A 17,899-nucleotide genomic window follows, 5' to 3' on the forward strand; every position below is an offset into this window, starting at 1 on the left:
ACCCTTAGGCACTGTTTGACCACGTGCGCTATGGATTCCCGCCGGCTGGTGGTTTGGATCTCCACCGGGATCCTTGGGTTCCAGGGGGCCACGCTGGCCTTTGACCTGCTCAACTGCACTGCCCTGAGTTGGCTGTACGTGCGCACGAACGGGTTGGCGGCGCTGGAGCGGCGCGTGGATGAGCTCTCTGGTCGGCCTGAAGTCGTTGACCCCGATGCAACAAAGCAACCCTCTGGCGGCTCAACTCCCGAGCACCCCGTGGCGCTGTTTTGCACACGCCCCCAGGGGCGCATTGATGACGCTGTGAATCAAGGGCTCAGCATCCTGGCTGGCCTGGCCCTTGGGAGCTCTGTGAGCGGTCGGGGGCAGGGCCAGCCGTGAAGGCGATGCTTAGCGCTGTTTGAGGTTTTCCCGGGAGCACTGGGGAGCCCGCTCCATCTGCTGCCAGGGGCGCGCGCAGGCGTGGTTCATGGCTTCCTCGCAGCGCTCCAGGTGATACAGGAGCGGGCTGTTGGGCGAGGGGAACTTGCGGCGGAAGTGCTCGCCCGGCTTGAGCAGGCCGGCGGAGCGCCAGCGGTGCAGGGTCCGCTCGCTCACGCCCAGGCAATCTGCGGCCTGTCGCTGCACGGACCAGTGGGGGGTGTGGGTCATCGGTGTGGATGCGAAGGACAGGAGCTCCGGGGATCGGAGATCTGCGATCGATCCATCAGCGGATCCGGCGAAAGGGGATGGATGCGTTCAGGGGTGACGCAGCTCGGTATCGCCGCCGTTGAGGCTTGCTCGCGCTGGAGGCTACGGGGGACGGCCCTGACAACCCATGCCATGCCCGGACTGCTCCGGACCGATTTTTGAGCGGGATTTGAGCGGAAGGTTTGAGCTCAATCCCTGAAAAGTCAATCGGGGCGACAGGATTCGAACCTGCGACCTAGTGCTCCCAAAGCGAGTTGCAGGGTATGCACCCTGGCCACGCTTTGCTGTTCCTGCAGATCTACTGGCTGATTCTGTCTCGCCTTGTCTGGTCGGTTTCGGTAGGTTTTGGGTGCTTTTTGGGTGTCCTCTATGCCCAGGATCAGGAACGTGGCACCCTGGGCCAAGGCCCTCCGTGACCAAGTGCGCCAGCTTGCTAAAGGCTGGACCGTCCGCGAATCACCGAAAAGCGGGCGGGTAATGCTCAAGGTCAGAGGCGAGACAGAGCAGGCGATCACCCTTCCTTTTGAATGGACCGCCAGTGAGTCGGGCGATGCTTACATCCGCATCCGCAACATCTACAAGCTGGTGGCCGGCGATGGTCACAGCCTGCAGGCCGCGGCCGAGATCGCCGCAGGCAAAGCACCCAATACAACCATCGACTGGGCCGCTGCAGTCGCCCGATTCCACCAGCAGAAAACCCACCACGGCGCCACGATCAAACCCAACACCTGGCAGCACAGCTACGCCCCGGTGCTGGCCGATGCCATTGCATTGCTTACGTCAAAAAAGCCCCCTAAGAATCCAGCTGATCTCATCGATGCGTGCATACGCAAGTGGCAGCCGGGCAGCAGGGCACGGCAGATCCGGGCGCAGTCGTTAGCTCAATTCCTTAAACACTGTGTCACCCGCGAAGGGTTCCCGACGGTTTGGATGCCACCGGCCAGCTTGCGGGATCACATCGGCATGAAGCCTGCAACTTTCACCAGCCAGGCCGGCGATGCCGTTGAGGATCACCAGCTGGTGGCGCTGATCGACAGCCTTCCGGGCGATGCTGCTGGCTCACGATGGGCCGATGCCCTGCGACTGCTGGCTGAGCTGGGGCTCAGACCAGTGGAGCTGCTGCACCTTGAGGTCCGCACCGATCCGATCACCCGCGAGCCGCACTGGTGGTGCAGTTACGAAAAACGCAGCGGTGGTGGCAGGACGGCACCCAGGAGGGTTCATCCGCTGCCCTTGCGTAATCTCGATGGCCAGCTTCAGCAATGGAATCTCCTGCTCCGCTGGCAAGCTGGACTGATCGAGCTGCCGCCGTTTGGGGGCAACAGCGTCGGGGAGGCGTTCAATACCTATCTGAACCGCCAGCACGGGTGGAAGTTACTCAAGGGCGTGTTGTCTGAAGAGGGCCAGCGGCTGGTGCCCTACAGCTTCCGGCACAGCTACAGCCTCCGCGGGCATCGCCTGGGCATCCCTACGGGGGCCATCGCTGATTCGATGGGGCACAGCATCGAAGTGCATTGCCGAAGCTATGCATGGGCTAGCGCTACAAGCACAACAGATGCTTTCGCGCGGGCCCGGCTACTCCAGAGTCAATAAGCGAATAATTGCTCGAGCTACACCTGGCGGCGCTCAATACTGGTCTGGAGTCTCACCCTCGACCCAGCAGCAGCCAGTGCAGCAGCGATAGGTCGATGCCTGTGCTCCAGCGTTAGCTCCGGCTGGGGGCTGGCTGAGTGATGGCCAGCGGGTACTGCACTTCAAGCCGGTGATCTGGGACCGCTGGCATCAGGAGCTCGAGATCACCACCGGCCAGGTTTGCGGGATCAACCAGTGCCGTTGCTGCAGCGGCGTGTGTGCATACCCAGCGAGCAGGCAATCAAGCTCTGGCGCAAGCGTCTGGCTGAGGGCTGGAAACCTTGCACGCCGCAATGGCAACCACCGCCACCGCTGGAGCCGAGATCGGGCCGCTAAGCATGCCCAAAGATCCCACCCTGCTCCCGCTCGGGCGCCAATGCAATGCGCGTAAATCCCGATTGCCGTGGGGTGCCCGCCGTGGCGATGTTGCAGGCATCAACCAAGGAGGCGCCCGCATGGACGACACGCCACCCCGCTACCAGCCAGAAGCACGCTGACTGCAGGCCCCTGCTCCAACAGTCTTTACCTAACCCTGGGCGGGTCGTTCAGCCGGGCAAGAGGAGGAATGGCATCAACAGCCGCCTCAACCTGTGCGCCTGACTGCTCGACACTCCATCTGCACCGCCACAGGTGCCCCAGGAGAAACAAGAGCCCACACCTGGAGCGTTCGGCCCCAGGTGCCAACGCCAGCAGCTTCGATCCAGACCAAACGCTTCATTCGACGTGATTTACCAATGACCCTCGGGCGTTGCTCGGGGGTTTTTGATTGACCCTGGCCTGATGTCTCAAGACCTTGCTGCATCTCCCTTCAGTGGTGATTCAGGCAGGCTCGGGTTCATGTGAACTGATCAGACTGCCAGCTCTAATCACCACTTCAGGAACCAGAGGAGCGTGTTCACTGGTGTCTGTGACGGTGGTGCGCGTCGCTCACGTGGGGATGCTTGTGCTCAAGCTCCTCGTGCTCATGTTCATGGGCATGCCAATAGGGCCGATCGCCTGGATAAGCCAGTTGAGCGTCGGAAGGATGGGCGTGGTTGTGATGGGGATCTGGGTCGCTCGGGTCATGGCGGTGGCGATGGTGATGGCGCTGCGCCGTGTGGTGATGCCTGTGGCTGTGCTCGTCCCTGAGCAGCAGAACCACACCGGCGACCATCAGTCCTGCGGCCATCGCCAATGGCAGGGTGAGCGCGTTTCGCAACACCACCACAGAGAAGAGCGCTCCAACGAAGGGCGCCGTGGCAAAGATCACGGCTTCCCGGGCAGCACCAAGGGCACGCAATGCCAACAGATCCAGCCAGATCGAGAGGCCATAGCCCAGCGCTCCAATCAGCAGCACCAGAGCCATCTGGGCAGGCGCCGGAAAGCGCTCCCCCAGCGTCCACGCCAGCGCGAGCATCGGTAGGGCTGCTCCGATCGCTTTGAAGCTGGCGATCTGCACTGGGTCCCGGAGCGACAACCGCTGGCTGATGTTGTTGTCGATGCCCCAGGCGAGGGTGGCCAGAGCGATCAATGCGGTGCCAGGCCAGGTGCTTCCTGCCAGCGATCCGCCTGAGAGCACGGCGGCGCCGGCGAGGGTGAGTGCTGCGGCAAGCAGGCCACGCCGGCCCAGATGTTCCTTGCCGATCACAACAGCAATCAACAAGGTGAACACGGTTTCCAGATTGAGCAGGAGTGAACTGGAGGCAGCGGGCAACCGAGCCAGGCCATGCACCAGGGCTAGAGGGCCGATCACCCCGCCGAGCAACGTCAACGCCGCCAAACCCTTCCAATCGCTCGGTTGCACCGGGGCTTCCTGCGTCGCGGTGGGCTGCACCATGCGCAGCGGCCAAAGCACCAAGGCCGCACCGCCATAGAGCAGCCCAGCCAGGCTGAGGGCCGAGCCTGCGTGCGTGAGCGTGCTGATCACTGGAGCACTGCAACCGAACAGCACGGCAGCGATCAGCCCGGCCCACTGGCCTCGCGCCTGCGAATCAGCGTGCAGGCGCATCGCCCTGGAGCAACACAGCCGTGTTGCCACTGAGGATCTGCTCACCGCCCTGTAACCCCTGCACAATCTCCACTTGATCCGATCGGGCTGGCCCGAGCACCACCCGCAACGGCTGGGCGGAGCCGCGCTGATAGCGATAGACCACCGGCTCACCGTTCAGCAGTTGCACCGCCTGCCGCGGCACGGTGAACTGCCGCTCGCTCGACGGCACCAGGGCAAAGGCTGTCACCGCTGTGCCAGCAGGGGGTAAAGCCCCTGCCACGGGCGTGGCGCGCACGATCATCACGCGGTTGGCGCTGGCGGAATCCGGCGCGACGGCCACCACCCGGGCGCGCAATTCCTGGCTCCCTGCTTTCACGCGCAGCACCTGATCGCTCTGCAGGTTGGCGGCCAACAGAGGCGACACCATGAAGCGCAGTTCACGGCCCGAGGTATCGGTGATCTCCGCCAGATCACTACCGGCCTGCAACACCGATCCTTGACTGGCATCGAGGGCGGCCACCGTGCCGGTGATCGGGCTGCGGATCTGGAGCACACCAGCGCTCGTGGGAGAACCGATGGCCCGGACCTTCGCCTGCGCCGAGCGGGCATCAGTGCGCGCCTTCACGCTGGCGATCCGCCGTGTTTCGAGCTCATGCCAGGCCAGGGCACCCTGGCGGGCCATCGGCAGGGCCCGCTGATACTGCTGCTCCAGCGACTGCGCCGTGGCGGCGGAGCCGTCGGCTTCAGCGCGGATCGCTGCCGCCTCCGGGCTACGCACCTCGGCCAGCACTGTTCCGGCCTGCACCCTTTGTCCCGGAGCCACGAGCAAGCGCATCACCTGACCAGTCACCGGCATCCCCACCTGGGCGCGTGCACCCACCTGGGCCTCCACAAATCCGGTGATCGGCCGCTCGATGGTGGTGCTCAGTTCAGGCCGGATCAGCGTCAAGCCCGCCTGGCGGAGTTGCTGCTCCGTGAGGGGAATGGTTCGGTTTTCACCTGAAATCTGAGCCGAAGCGGCTTGCGGCGTTGTGCTGTTCGGTGATCGGCTGTGGCGGCCCAGGCCGAAAGCGAGGAGCAATGCCGCCACGAACATGACGGGCAAGGTCACAGCGCGGTTGGCGATCCACCAGGCCTTCTGCGGGCTGGCATCCAGCTTCCCGGTGAACCGGGTGAGCGTTCTTGCGAGGGTGTTGGTCATGGGGGATCAGAGGTCTGCAGAGAGCGATGCAAGCTGTGGTGCGGGGAGCAACCAGCGACCGAAACGGGCATAGAGAGCCGGGATCACCAGCAGGGTGAGCGCGGTGGACGTGATCAGGCCGCCGAGCACCACCACCGCCAGCGGCTGCAGGATTTCACTGCCGGCGCCAAAGGCCACAGCCAGAGGCAGCGTTCCCATGGCCGAGGACAGCGCCGTCATCAAGATGGCGTTGAGGCGCTCCAGGCTTCCCTCCGCAATCACGGTGTGCAGAGGCTGACCAGCGGCATGGCGGCGGTTGTAGTTGTCCACCAGCAGCAATCCATTGCGCACGGCTACACCGAACAACGTGATGAAGCCGATCAGCGAGGCCACCGACAACACCGCACCACTGAGCAGCACCGCCACCACACCACCCACCAATGCCAGCGGCAGATTGAGCATGATCGCGACAGTGGCGGGCAGTGATTTCACGGCTGTGATCATCAACAACGTGATCACCACCGCCGCCACCAGGCTGTAGAGCACCAGGCTGCCTGTGGCACGTTCTTCTGACTCGAACTGACCGCCGTAGCGGATCGCGTAGCCCTGCGGCAGGCGAACATCGCGAGCCACGGCCCTCTGGATGTCCCGCACCACCGAACCCAGAGCGCGGCCGCTCACGTTGGCGGAAACAACGATCAGGCGGGAGACATCTTCCCGGTTGACGATGTTGTTGCCGAGACCCTCTTCCACCCAGGCCACGCTGCCGAGGGGCACGGTCATGCCATTGGAGAAGGCCACCGGCAGGGCGCGGATGGCATCGAGGCTGCTGCGGCTGGCGGCATTGAGCTGCACGAGCACATCGCTGCGCACGCCGGCTTCCACAACATGGCCCGCCACCTTGCCGTTGAGCGCGATCTCCACGGCCTGGGCCAGATCCTCGATGCTCAGCCCGAGGGCAGCCGCCAGGGGGCGGTCGTAGTGGATCTGGATCTGGGGGATGGGCAGTTGGGGCTCCAGCTGTAGATCCACCACCCCCTCAATCGGCTCCACCACCTTCACCACGGCTTCGCCGAGGCGCCGCAATTCCGCCAGATCGGTGCCATAGATCTTGATGGCGATGGCGCTGCGCACACCGGAGAGCACCTCATCCATGCGGTGCGAGATGAAGCCACCGATGTTCGGGGCCACTCCGGGAATCTTCAGGAAGGCCTTGCGCAGTTCCGCAATCGCGGCGGGCCTGTTGTCCATCGCTTTGGCGCTCAGCTCCACATCCACGTGGGCCAGGTTCACCCCGGCTCCGTCGGCATCGCCGGGGGCACGGCCGGTGCGCAGCTGCACCCACTCCACCAGCGGGCTGTCCTGCAGGGAGCGCGTCAACGCCAGGCCGGCGCGATTGGTCATCTCCAGCGACACACCTGGATAGAGCACCATCGAATTCACCAGCGACTGCTCGCGGAACTCCGGCAGGAACACCCGGCCCAGGCTGGGCAGGATCAGCGCGGTGCCCACCACCAGGCTCAGGGCGATCGCGAGCAGCCGCTGCGGTTGCGCCAGGGCCATCGCCAGCCAGGGCCGATAGATCCGTTCGCAGCGGTTGGCGATCCAGGTGTTTTCGGGCGGCAGCTGCACCGGCGCCAGCAAAATCGCGCAAAGGGCTGGCGAGAGCGTCACCGCCACCAGGGTGGAGGCACCGATCGAGAAGAGATAAGCCAGGCCCATCGGCGCAAAGATGCGGCCCTCCACCCCCGTGAGCGAGAAGATCGGAGCAAACACCACCGCAATGATCAAGGTGGAGAACAGCACCGGCTGACGCACCTCCACCGAGGTGTCGAACACCACCTGCAGCGGCGATCGTGGTGTGGGACTGCTCTGATTGCGGCGCAGACCGCGGTAGCAGTTCTCCATGTCGACGATCGAGTCGTCGACCACCGAGCCGATCGCCACCACCAAACCGCCCAGGGTCATGGTGTTGAGGCCAAGGCCAAAGGCCTTCATCAACATCAGGCCGATCAACAGCGACAGTGGAATGGCGCTGAGGGTGATCACGGCGGCGCGCCAGTTCATCAGAAAGGCCACGATCACCAGCGACACGATCACGATCCCGAGCAACAGCGATTCGCTCACATTGCGCAGCGCGGTGTCGATGAAATTGCTCTGCCGGAAGGTGCGCTTCACCCGCACATCTTTCGGCAGGGTGCGATTGAGCTCAGCGATGCGCTGCTCCACCGCACGGGTGACTGTTGGCGTATCCACATCCGGCTGCTTGATCACCATCAGCACCACCGCCGGTTGACCGTTGAAGCTGGCGTCGCCCCGCTTCAAAGCCGGTCCTCGCTTGACTTCGGCCAGGGTGGAGAGGAGCACAGGCCGGCCCTGCTGATCAGCCACCGCCACATCCGCCAGATCGCTCGTCTGCTGGATCTGAGCCAGCGGCCGGATCAGGCGCTCCTGGCCGCCGCCCACCAGGAAGCCTCCCGGGCTGGTGGACATCGCCGCCGAGACCCCCTGCATCACAGCTTTGAGGCTGACCCCTTTCACCTGCAGCTCCTGCGGATCAAGGAGCACCTGATACTGCGCTTCTTCCCCGCCATAGACAGTGATCTGCGCCACCCCAGGCACCGCCAGGATCGGGTTGCGATAGGAGCGCAGCACCAGCTGTTGCAGATCCATCAGCGACGTGGTGCCGCCGGGTTCCACCGTGAAGGCGACCTGAAGAATCGTGCCGAGAGGCGACACCAGCGGTGAGATCTCCGGCGCTGCGGCATTGGCCGGCAACTGGGTTTCCACCTGCTGCATCCGCTCAGACACCGATTGGCGGGCCCGATAGATGTCGGCGTTCTGGTTGAACACCACCTGCACCATGGAGAGCCCCGCCTTGGAGGAGGAGCGCACGGTCTCCACGCCGGCGATGCCATTCAGCGCCGATTCCACCGGCAGGGTGATGCGCGTTTCCACCTCCTCCGGCGACAGGCCATCGGCTGTGATCTGCACATCTACTTGTGGTGGGGCGAACGGCGGAAACACATCCAGCGGCATCTGGCGGAGCATCACCAGGCCAGCAACGCTGACCACCACGGCGGCCACCACCACCAGCCAGCGGCGGGCGATCGAGAAGCGCAGGGTGGTGTTGAGCAGCGCTTCGATCATTCGCCCTGCTGCTTGCGGCGCAGGGTCAGCGTTGCCCCGGCGGCCACCACCAGGGCAGCAGCGACGCCACCAGCGATCAGAGCGCTGTTGCCTTCAGGTTGATCAGCTGGGCGATCGGCACTGGCCTCAGCGGCGGAGGGTTCGGCCTGCTGCGTTTTTTTCGATTCGGCATACAGCGAGAGGGCGCCGTTCACCACCACGTCGTCGGTGGGATCGAGGCCCTCGGTGATCACGATCTGATCGCCAAGGGTGGGACCGGTCTGAACGAAGACCGGGTCGTAGGTGGTGGCCGTCTTCACGAACACCAGTGGTTTGCCATCCGCCTGAACAACCGCGGCCGTCGGCACACTGAGACCCTCCGGGCCCTGTTGGGGTGGAGTGGCCGTCACACCCAACAGGGCATCGGTTTCGGTGTTCGCCTTCACCTGGCGCACATCCCCCTGCTGCTGAAATTCATCCCCATGGCCCACGTGGGACCAGGCAGGGGCCGTCAGCAGCAACGCCGCGGAGGCGACCAGAGCGGAGGCACTCCCTTGAACAATGCGATGGATCAAGGCCTGAGAGAGAAACGCTGGCCGGAGGATGGCGCAGGCGCGATGAAAAACAGATGAAATCCGCTGCCCCACCTAGCCTTTTGGCGATCTGAACCGCACGCCATGCCCTTGCGGATCCTGCTGGTGGAAGACGAGCCGGATCTGGCTGAATCCCTGGTCGCCGTTCTGGAGCAGCAGGGCCATGTGGTGGACCACTGCAGCGATGGCCTCTCCGCCTGGACCTTGCTCAGCGGTGATCTGGCGCGCTACGAGCTGGCGCTTGTGGACTGGATGGTGCCGCAGCTCAGTGGTGTTGAGCTCTGCCGGCGCCTGCGCGCCGCAGGCTTCACCGTGCCGGTGTTGTTGTTGACGGCCCGCGATGGCACCGCCGACCGGGTGGAAGGACTCGATGCGGGTGCGGACGACTACCTGAGCAAGCCGTTCGCCATGGAGGAACTGCTCGCCCGGGTGCGCGCCTTGCAGCGCCGCCATCCGGGCTACCGCGAACCGCAGCTGCAGGTTGGCAGCTACAGCCTGGATCCCTCCCGCAGCGAGCTGACGGTGCAGGCGCCAACTGGCGCGGTGCGTGTGCCGCTCTCGGCCAAGGAATTGCAGCTGCTCACCTATTTCATGGAGCACTCCGGAGACATCCTCAGCGGTTCCCGCCTGCGCAACCAGCTGTGGGACCTGCATCAGGACCCGGTGAGCAATGTGGTGGCGGCGCAGGTGCGGCTGTTGCGCCGCAAGCTCGCCGATCACGGTCTGCCGTCGCCGATCACCACGGTGCCCTCCCGCGGCTATCGCTTTGATGCAGACGCCACGGGCAGCGCCTTGCAGCCGAGCTGATGGCAGGGCTTGAGCACAACTTGATCCGGCGTGCACGTCTGCGGCTGGCGGGCCTCTCCCTGCTCGTGATGGGGAGCATCCTCTATGCAGCGGGATTCTCGATGGGCCGGCTGTTGCTGCAGGCCCAGGAACAGGCCCTGCAGAGCGAGCTGGTCAACCTGGCCGGCACCCTGCACGACAGCCTCAAGCCCGTGCTCCCGCCGCCCTCAGCAGGACCTGCCTCACTGGCCACGGTGCTGCCAGGGCTTTGCCTGGCGGATCGCCCCTGCCCTGTGCCCACAACCCTGATCGAGCGCCATGCGCTCGGCGTCACCGATCCGGAACGGTTTCAGCTGCAGATCCTCAACGGTGAGGGAGAGGTTGTGGCCACATCCCCACCATCTCGGGAGCCAACCCCCGGTTCGCTGATGCTCACCACCAGCGTTGTGCTGCACCGCTCTCACGGCGATCAGGAACAGGACTGGGGCAGCTTGCGCCTCAGCCGCAGCCTCGCTGGCCTGGAGGCGGAGGCACAGCGCCTGTGGTGGCTCGGCCACGGCGTGTTTGTGCTGGCCTTGGTGGTGATCGCGCTGGCGAGCTGGTGGCTGGCCGGCCTGGCGATGGCACCGTTGATCGAGGCCTACCAGCGCCAGGAGCAATTCAGCGCGGATGTGGCCCATGAGCTGCGCACGCCCCTGGCCAACTTGCTTGCTGTTGCTGAGGCTCAACGTGCCCAACCTGGAATCGAGCGGGTTCTGGCTCAGGGCCAACGGCTGCAGCAGCTGATCGCCGATCTGTTGCTACTGGCCAGCCTGGAGCGGCCCGGCGCCAAGACGCCGATGCAGCGCTGCGACCTGGCTGAGATCACAGCGGATGTTGTGGAGGACTGGTCCGAGATCGCGGTGGCATCGGAGCAGACCTTGTCGATGGCGCTGGAAGCAGAGACCACCACGCTGCGCGGAAACGAGCGGGAACTGAGCCGGCTTCTGATCAATCTGATCAGCAATGCGCTGCAGCACTCACCCTGTGGTGGAACGGTGGAAGTGCGCCTGGAAACTCAGGGCCGCTGGTTGGCTTTGAGCGTTCGCGATCAAGGCCCCGGCATCTCGCTGGAGGATCAACAGCGGATCTTTGAGCGCTTCACACGCCTGCAACCGGATCGCTCGCGTCAGAACGGCGGCAGTGGCCTGGGGCTGGCCATCGCTCAGGCGATCGCCAACCGCCATGGGGGAGAGATCCGCGTGGCGTCAGAACCGGGGCACGGAGCCACATTCACGGCACTGCTGCCAGCGGCCGGCTGAAGCCGTCCAATCGCCTTGACTCTCCACCTACTGGAGACCATACGGTTGATGGAGATGCCTGATCCCGTGATGCCCACGCTCCCTCTGGCCCTCGCTCTGGCGGGCCTCTCCGTAGCGGCCACCGCACCTAGCCACGCCGCAGAGGTCGTGGCGGCCTACCGCTCCGCCAGCTGCGGTTGTTGCAAGGGCTGGCTCGATCACATCAGGAAAGCCGGCTTCACGGTGCAGGACCACGTCGTGAACAACCTGCCGGCGATCAAGCGGCGCTACGGCGTTCCCGGCGCCCTCGGCTCCTGCCACACCGCCACGATCAACGGGTATGTCATTGAGGGCCATGTACCGGTGTCGGCGATCCAGAAGCTGCTCAAGGAGCGCCCCAAGGTGGCTGGCATCGCCGTGCCCGGCATGCCCCTGGGCTCACCCGGCATGGAGTCGACGCTGCGGAGTGAGACCTACACCGTGTTCACCTTCACCAGAACAGGGGTGATCAAGCCGTTCCAGACGGTGAAGGGTTGATGGAGCAGACCCCGCTCAGTAGCAGCGCAGCTCTGCGCGATGTGCGGCTCTACCGAATGGACACGGCTGATCACGCCTGCCCGTGGGGGCTGCGGGCAGTGGCCCTGCTGCAGAGCCAGGGCATTGCGTTTGAGGACCACCGCCTGCGCAGCCCTGAGGAGGTGGAAGCGTTCAAACGCGCCCACGGGGTGAGCACCACCCCGCAGGTGTTCAGCGGCCCGGAACGGATCGGTGGCTACAGCGATCTGGCGGCACGGCTGGGGGTTCGGGCCGAGCGAGCAGATGTGAGCTACACACCGGTGATTGTCGTGTTTGCCACCGCGGCCTTGATGGCCCTTGCCCTTGGCGTGGGTGTGCGCGGCTTCATGGGCCTGGCCATCGCTCTGCTGGCGATGCTCAAGCTGATGGATGTGCCCGCATTTGCCGCCAGCTTCCTCAAATACGACCTGCTCAGCCAGCGCTGGCGAGCCTGGAGCCGCCTCTACCCAGGCATCGAACTATTGGTGGGGCTGGGCATGCTCACGCCGCCGTCACCCTTCGGTCTGGATGGGCTGGTGGGAGCGGTGGCGGTGGTGTTGGGCGGAATGGGGATGCTGTCGGTGGGCAAGGCGGTGTTCATCGATCACCTCGCCCTCAATTGCGCCTGCGTGGGCGGCAACACGCGTACACCGCTCGGCGTGGTGAGTTTTGCCGAGAATCTGATCATGACTCTGATGGGCGCGGCGATGGCACTGGATGCCGTTGCTCATCGCTTGCCGTGGAGTGGATTGCCATGAACCGCCGCTCGTTTCTGGCCTTGACGGCCGGTGGCGCTGCCGCCGCTTCTGCAGGGCTGGTGGGTCAGCGCTGGCTGAGTCATGCCCGTGAGGTCGCAGCGGCCGGTGCCTCTACGGCTGTGCGATCCAGCCAAGGCGTTCTGAACCTGGATCTCGTCGCGCAGGAAACGCGGATCGCGATCCCAGGAACGGCTGGTCGCGCTCTCACCTACAACGGCCTGTTGCCAGGGCCGTTGCTGGAATTAGAGGCTGGTGACGCTGTACAGATCCTTCTGCACAATCAACTCAGACAACCCACCAACCTTCACTATCACGGCCTTCATGTCTCGCCAGAGGGGAATGCCGACAACGTCTTTCTGAGTGTTCAGCCCGGGGCCAGCCAGAGCTATTCCTTCCGGATTCCGGAGGATCACCCTGCCGGCCTGTTTTACTACCACCCCCATCACCACGGAACGGTGGCCGATCAGGTGTTCGGCGGGCTTGGTGGTGCCCTGATCGTGCGCGGCGCTCTCGACCGCATTCCGGAGGTGCAGGCCGCCCAGGAGGAGGTGCTGTTTCTCAAGGATCTCCCAGCCGACCGGGAGCCATCGATGGGTGGAGCGATGCTTGGCCGCGAGGGTTCCGTGCTCACCGTGAATGGGCAGGTGAACCCCAGGATTGAGATCCCTGCCGGGGGATTACTCCGGCTGCGATTCGTGAATGGCTCCAATGCACGCTTCTGGCGCCTGGCGCTGGAAGGGCATCGTCTTCATCTGATCGCTACTGATGGCGGTGCACTGGAGCGGCCGTTTGCCGTGGAGGATTTACTGCTGGTACCCGGTGCACGCGCCGATGTGCTTGTGCAGATCTCACCGACTGGCGGACGATTCCGCTTGCGCAATCGCGCCTACAACCGCATAGGACGCTCGATGATGGGTATGGGACGGATGATGGCTTCCTCCCAGGGTGAGGAGACCATTGCCACGGTTCAGACCGATGGCGCCACAACGCCAAAGCCGCTCCCTCAACAACTGCTTCCCGTCCAGCCGCTCAACAATCCGGTGCGCACGCGCCGCTTTGTGATGAACCATGGCATGGCCCCCGGCATGGGCATGGTGTTTCTGATCAACGGGCAGGCCTACGACCATCAACGCATCGATACCCGCGTGCGCCTGGGTGAGATCGAGGAGTGGGAGCTGGTGAATACCGGAGTGATGGATCACCCCTTTCACGTGCATGTCAACCCCATGCAGGTGATCAGCCGCAACGGACAGCCGGAGCCATTCCCGGCCTGGCGCGATGTGGTATTGGTGCGCGCCGGTGAAACGGTGCGGGTGCGAACGCAGTTCCGCGATTTCCCTGGTCGCAGCGTGTACCACTGCCACATCCTCGATCACGAGGAGCTGGGCATGATGGGCAACCTCCTGATTGAGGCCTGATCAGCGGCCACCGCAGGATTGCCAGCCGGCGAGCATCGCCTGCAGATCCGATTCCAGGGTCTGGAGATCCTCGATCCGGCTGTGAATCTCACCGAGCTTGCCGCGGATCGTGGCCTGGAGATCGGCGCAGGTGCACACCCCTGATCGGCGAGCATTGAGCACACCGTGAACCGCACTGAGGGGAAGATCCATTGCCCTGAGGTTGCGAATCAGTGCCAGCTCGGCGAACACGCTCTGGTCAAACAGGCGGTAGCGCCCCTCCGAGCGCGAGGTGGGCTGCAGCAGGCCCTCATCGCAGTAGAAGCGGATCGTTTTCACCGGCACGCCCGATCGCTGCGCCACCGCACCGATCTTGAGGAGCTCTGCGGCCACTGCTGCACCCATACCCCTTGACTCTCCACCTGGAGGAGAGTGCATCATACGTGAACTGCGTCACCGCTCATGCGCCTTCTGCTTGCACTCGCGGCCTCCGCGACCCTTCTCGCGCCGCCGGTCCTGGCTCAATCAGGCCAGGAGCACCACGATCATGGGCAACACGCCATGCCGATGCCGACAAGCGGCTCAAGCGACCATGGCGCCCACAGCAGTCATGGCCATGACGTGGGTCCGGCTGGCAGCACCTACGACCTGCGCTGGATCGACGCGATGGTGCAGCACCACACCGGAGCGCTGCGCATGAGTGAGTTCGTGTTCAACGTGGGCTCCCCGGGAGTGGGGGCTCTGGCGAACACCATCTGGAGCGATCAAGCCCGCGAGATCAAGGCGATGGGGCAATGGCGCAAAGCTTGGTATCCGCAGGCGCCCGTGTATCCGGTGACGCTGCCGCCGGGCGGCGACCCCAACAGCCTGGCGGCGCTGCGGCGCATGTCCACCGCGCAGATCGCAGCGATGCAGATGGCCGGCACGGCGCCCAGCCCCGACACACGGGTGACCTGGTTCCTGGAGGGGATGATCGCCCATCACGGCGGAGCGTTGCAGATGGCCCACGACGCCCTGGACAAGAGCAGCAACCCCACCATCCGCCGCCTTGCGCGGGAGATCATCGTGGCCCAGCGCCGCGAAATCCTTGAGCTGCGGCGCATGCTCCGCCACGACGGTCTCAACAAGCCTTCCTATTACCAGTACGACGCGCTTTTTTCCCTGTGAATCAGCACGTGCTTCACCGTTCCAACCTCGCCGCTGTGGCCATCGGCGTGGCGTTGCTCGTTAATCCTGAGGCCGGCTGGTCTCACAGCAGAGGTCTGTACGCCACCCAGGCGGAGGCTGAGCAGCGCGCCAAGCAACTGGGCTGCCAGGGCGTGCATCAGAACAACGGTCAGTGGATGCCCTGCAGCAATGAGGCGATGCTGCACAAGGAACTGCGAGAGGAATGAAACCTGTGTCTCGCGCTCGCCGGCTGCATCGGCTCCTGGTTCCCCTGGCCGCCGCGCCACTGCTGCTCACCGCAGCCAGCGGATCGCTCTACAGCCTGCTGCTTGAGCAGGGGGTGGATGCCTTCTGGCTGCTCAAGATCCACACGGGCCGCTTTGGACCGTTGAATCTCCAGCCCTACTACTCGATCCTGCTGGGCCTGGCCACGCTGGTAGTGATCATCTCCGGGGTGGTGCTTCTGCTGCCGCGCCCGCGACACTCGGTGCGCTGAGGAGCCGGTGGAGTCGTTGTCGAGCTGGCTGGATTCGCTATCAAGGGTTGATCTGGCCATGGATCAGAGCTCGTGAGCCGAGAAGGCTTCTCCGCCACATCGCATCTGGCCTTGATGGGTGATCCGTGGAACGAGGCCGGCCATTGGCTGTGGAGCACAGCATCCGACCCATGGCTGTGGATCGAGGTCTTGGAGAGCGAGACGGCTCCACGCCTCCAGCTTCTCGATGGCAATCAGGCGGCTCTGGATCGCCTGGGGTGTTCAGATCTGCCGGCCTTGCAGCGCACGTTCTCCCAGGCCTTGGCAGAGCCTGGCCAGAGCCATTGGTTGGCTCAAGCTATGCAGCAAGGCGATGTTGCGTTTGCTTGGCGCTACCCAACGGCAGATGGTGGTGAGTGGCGCGAGCTGCAGTGCAGGGCGCATCGGTTTCAGATCGGCGGCTCCACGCTGCTGTTGATGCAGTGCACGGGGACCGATGACCTGGATCGCTACCGCCAGGAAGCTGATCGCCAGGCCGAGCGCTACCAGATGCTCTTCCAGGGATCCCTGGATGCGGTGGTGCTGCTCACCGACGATGCCCGCATCATCGATGCCAACGACGCTGCCCCTGCGCTGTTCGGCTATCAGGATCGCGCCGCATTCATTGCATCCTCATTGCCGGACTGGATGCCAGAAGTCCAGCCCGATGGCACCCCCAGTGCTGAGGGTTCATTTCAGATGGTCCAGCGTTGCTACGAGCAGGGGAGTGGGGAATTCCAGTGGCAACATCGCCGCCATGATTCCGGAGAGCTGTGGTTTGGGCAGGTGCTACTGCAGCGGATGAAACTCTCAGAAGGGGCAATGATCATTGCACGCGTTCGCGATATCAGCGAACGCCAGCGGTATGAGCAGAAGCTGTTTCGCCTTGCCTACAGAGATGCGCTCACGGGTCTCCCCAATCGATCCGCCACCTTGGCCTGGTTGGAGGAGCAGAGGCAGAGCGATCAGGAGATGCGCTGGCTCTTGATCAACCTCGATGTGGATGATTTCAGAGCGATTAATGATTCCTTTGGTCAGCAATGTGGTGACCAACTGTTGATCGCCTTGACCAAACGGTTGCAAGCGCTGTTGCCGCCTAGTGCGTACTTGGCCCGCTTGGGCAGTGATGAATTTCTGGTGGTGATCGCTGAGGGATCTGCTGCGGACGCTGCGCCAGGCAGGCAGAAGGCCGAGGAGTGGTGTCGCCAGATTCAGGAGCTGGCGCGAACTGACATGCGAGGCGAGCAGGAATTTCCCCTGCTGTTCAGCCTCTCGCTGGGTGTACTCCTTGAGCGGGAAGCTCCTGGCGGCGCCTTAGAAATGCTCAGCCGTGTGGAATCAGCCTTGCAGCAAGCCAAGGAGTCGGGGCCGGCTTCGGTTCAGTTCTATGACGCCGATCTCTCGCGGTTGATTCAGCGCCGGCTGGAGCTGGAGCAAGAGATGGAGATCGCGCTGGTGGAGCAGCGCTTTCATCTGATGTATCAGCCTCAGGTGGATGCGCAGCGCCGCATTGTTGGTGTTGAGGTGTTGCTGCGTCTCACCAGCTCCGGGGGGCAACCTGTCAGTCCGGCGGAATTTATTCCCCTGGCTGAGCGCACCGGGCAAATCCATCGCCTTGGCGCCTGGGTGCTTCAGGCCACCTGTTTCCAATTGGCGGCGTGGCGGGAGCAAGGCTTGTTGGTGCCGGATGTCTCCGTGAATGTGTCAGCGCGCCAATTTGAGGATGCAGCGGGCATCCCACCTCTGCTCGAGCAGCTGCAGAGTCAGCTGGACTGTTGTGGTTTGTCGCCCGATCAGCTCTGCCTGGAAATCACGGAAACAGCCCTGCTCAAACAGGGCCCGAAGCTCCAGCAGGCTCTTGAAGCAATCGTGGCAGCTGGTTTTTCTTTTTCTCTCGACGACTTTGGCGCCGGCTATTCATCCTTCTCTCTCATCCGCGATTTTCAGCTGGCTGAGTTGAAGGTGGACAAGAGCTACGTGGATGCGATCGAAGCATCACATCAGAACCGCTCCATTGTGAAGGCGATGGTGGAGATGGCGGAAGCCGAATCCATCCGTCTCGTGGCTGAGGGCGTTGAAACGGAGTCGTAGTTTGCGGCGCTCAAGCAGTTAGGCGTGCCGCGTTTCCAGGGCTACCTGTTTGCTAAGCCCCTCAGTGCAGAGGCGTTTGAAGCGTTACTGCTTCAGCAGCAGGGACGATCTCTTGATTCCTGAGTGATTTAGTGACTCCGGTTTGTTGTGGGCGGCCG

At 63.9% G+C, this 17,899-nt stretch carries 18 protein-coding genes; 12 read left to right on the plus strand and 6 right to left on the minus strand.

All coding sequences use genetic code 11. From position 1 onward, the window contains the following. Nucleotides 1–15 precede the first annotated feature (15 nt). Nucleotides 16–381, plus strand: coding sequence for a hypothetical protein (locus KUL97_RS01495; protein ID WP_254896074.1), 366 nt, complete (start codon nucleotides 16–18; stop codon nucleotides 379–381). 9 nt (nucleotides 382–390) lie between these two features. On the opposite strand, the gene KUL97_RS01500 is transcribed toward KUL97_RS01495, so the two are convergent. Next, nucleotides 391–651, minus strand: a complete 261-nt coding sequence (locus KUL97_RS01500) for a helix-turn-helix domain-containing protein (RefSeq protein ID WP_217795118.1) — start codon at nucleotides 649–651, stop codon at nucleotides 391–393. A 459-nt stretch (nucleotides 652–1,110) separates the two neighbouring features. On the opposite strand from KUL97_RS01500, the gene KUL97_RS01505 reads away from it, so the two are divergent. Both KUL97_RS01505 and KUL97_RS13855 read left to right on the plus strand, forming a co-directional pair. Then, nucleotides 1,111–2,283: a site-specific integrase gene (locus tag KUL97_RS01505; protein WP_368656055.1), complete on the plus strand. Its 1,173-nt coding sequence runs from the start codon at nucleotides 1,111–1,113 to the stop codon at nucleotides 2,281–2,283. Nucleotides 2,284–2,538: 255 nt separating this feature from the next. After that, the gene (locus tag KUL97_RS13855; RefSeq protein WP_368656069.1) at nucleotides 2,539–2,658 is read left to right on the plus strand and encodes a DUF1651 domain-containing protein; all 120 of its coding nucleotides are present in this window, start codon (nucleotides 2,539–2,541) and stop codon (nucleotides 2,656–2,658) included. A 559-nt stretch (nucleotides 2,659–3,217) separates the two neighbouring features. Here KUL97_RS13855 and KUL97_RS01515 read toward each other — a convergent pair. From KUL97_RS01515 to KUL97_RS01530, 4 genes are read right to left on the minus strand one after another with little or no spacing between them, the layout of a single operon-like run. Next, nucleotides 3,218–4,309: a DMT family transporter gene (locus KUL97_RS01515; RefSeq protein ID WP_217795120.1), complete on the minus strand. Its 1,092-nt coding sequence runs from the start codon at nucleotides 4,307–4,309 to the stop codon at nucleotides 3,218–3,220. Beyond that, on the minus strand, nucleotides 4,293–5,492 hold the full coding sequence (locus KUL97_RS01520) for an efflux RND transporter periplasmic adaptor subunit (protein ID WP_217795122.1): 1,200 nt from the start codon (nucleotides 5,490–5,492) through the stop codon (nucleotides 4,293–4,295). The genes KUL97_RS01515 and KUL97_RS01520 overlap by 17 nt, the downstream gene beginning before the upstream one ends. Before the next feature lie 6 nt (nucleotides 5,493–5,498). Then, entirely contained in the window at nucleotides 5,499–8,621 is a 3,123-nt protein-coding gene (locus KUL97_RS01525) for an efflux RND transporter permease subunit (RefSeq protein ID WP_217795124.1), read from the minus strand. After that, entirely contained in the window at nucleotides 8,618–9,175 is a 558-nt protein-coding gene (locus KUL97_RS01530; RefSeq protein WP_254896075.1) for an efflux RND transporter periplasmic adaptor subunit, read from the minus strand. Before KUL97_RS01530 ends, KUL97_RS01525 begins: the two co-directional genes overlap by 4 nt. Nucleotides 9,176–9,277: 102 nt before the next feature. Here KUL97_RS01530 and rppA point away from each other — a divergent pair, with 102 nt between their 5' ends. The 5 genes from rppA to KUL97_RS01555 all read left to right on the plus strand — a co-directional run bounded on the left by rppA (nucleotide 9,278) and on the right by KUL97_RS01555 (nucleotide 13,990). Then, nucleotides 9,278–10,000 (plus strand): two-component system response regulator RppA, encoded by a 723-nt coding sequence (gene rppA / locus KUL97_RS01535; RefSeq protein ID WP_217795126.1) that lies wholly within the window; start codon nucleotides 9,278–9,280, stop codon nucleotides 9,998–10,000. Between the two features lie 20 nt (nucleotides 10,001–10,020). Then, the gene (locus KUL97_RS01540) at nucleotides 10,021–11,280 is read left to right on the plus strand and encodes a cell wall metabolism sensor histidine kinase WalK (protein WP_217795128.1); all 1,260 of its coding nucleotides are present in this window, start codon (nucleotides 10,021–10,023) and stop codon (nucleotides 11,278–11,280) included. A 69-nt stretch (nucleotides 11,281–11,349) separates the two neighbouring features. Then, nucleotides 11,350–11,796: a DUF411 domain-containing protein gene (locus KUL97_RS01545; RefSeq protein ID WP_254896076.1), complete on the plus strand. Its 447-nt coding sequence runs from the start codon at nucleotides 11,350–11,352 to the stop codon at nucleotides 11,794–11,796. Beyond that, on the plus strand, nucleotides 11,796–12,572 hold the full coding sequence (locus KUL97_RS01550; protein ID WP_217795132.1) for a MauE/DoxX family redox-associated membrane protein: 777 nt from the start codon (nucleotides 11,796–11,798) through the stop codon (nucleotides 12,570–12,572). Before KUL97_RS01545 ends, KUL97_RS01550 begins: the two co-directional genes overlap by 1 nt. Next, the gene (locus KUL97_RS01555; protein WP_217795134.1) at nucleotides 12,569–13,990 is read left to right on the plus strand and encodes a multicopper oxidase family protein; all 1,422 of its coding nucleotides are present in this window, start codon (nucleotides 12,569–12,571) and stop codon (nucleotides 13,988–13,990) included. Before KUL97_RS01550 ends, KUL97_RS01555 begins: the two co-directional genes overlap by 4 nt. Here the strand turns inward: KUL97_RS01555 and KUL97_RS01560 are convergent, their stop codons facing one another. Then, nucleotides 13,991–14,374 (minus strand): MerR family transcriptional regulator, encoded by a 384-nt coding sequence (locus KUL97_RS01560; protein ID WP_217795136.1) that lies wholly within the window; start codon nucleotides 14,372–14,374, stop codon nucleotides 13,991–13,993. Nucleotides 14,375–14,431: 57 nt separating this feature from the next. Between KUL97_RS01560 and KUL97_RS01565 the strand changes: the two genes are divergently transcribed. The 4 genes from KUL97_RS01565 to KUL97_RS01580 all read left to right on the plus strand — a co-directional run bounded on the left by KUL97_RS01565 (nucleotide 14,432) and on the right by KUL97_RS01580 (nucleotide 17,741). Beyond that, nucleotides 14,432–15,136, plus strand: coding sequence for a DUF305 domain-containing protein (locus tag KUL97_RS01565; protein ID WP_217795138.1), 705 nt, complete (start codon nucleotides 14,432–14,434; stop codon nucleotides 15,134–15,136). A gap of 8 nt (nucleotides 15,137–15,144) precedes the next feature. Beyond that, entirely contained in the window at nucleotides 15,145–15,363 is a 219-nt protein-coding gene (locus tag KUL97_RS01570) for a DUF3721 domain-containing protein (protein WP_217795140.1), read from the plus strand. Next, nucleotides 15,360–15,632, plus strand: a complete 273-nt coding sequence (locus KUL97_RS01575) for a hypothetical protein (RefSeq protein ID WP_217795142.1) — start codon at nucleotides 15,360–15,362, stop codon at nucleotides 15,630–15,632. The genes KUL97_RS01570 and KUL97_RS01575 overlap by 4 nt, the downstream gene beginning before the upstream one ends. A gap of 114 nt (nucleotides 15,633–15,746) precedes the next feature. Further along, the gene (locus tag KUL97_RS01580; protein ID WP_217795144.1) at nucleotides 15,747–17,741 is read left to right on the plus strand and encodes a bifunctional diguanylate cyclase/phosphodiesterase; all 1,995 of its coding nucleotides are present in this window, start codon (nucleotides 15,747–15,749) and stop codon (nucleotides 17,739–17,741) included. The last annotated feature ends 158 nt before the right edge of the window (nucleotides 17,742–17,899 follow it).

The sequence above is a fragment of the Synechococcus sp. HK05 genome (genome assembly GCF_019104765.1).
Lineage (GTDB): Bacteria > Cyanobacteriota > Cyanobacteriia > PCC-6307 > Cyanobiaceae > Vulcanococcus.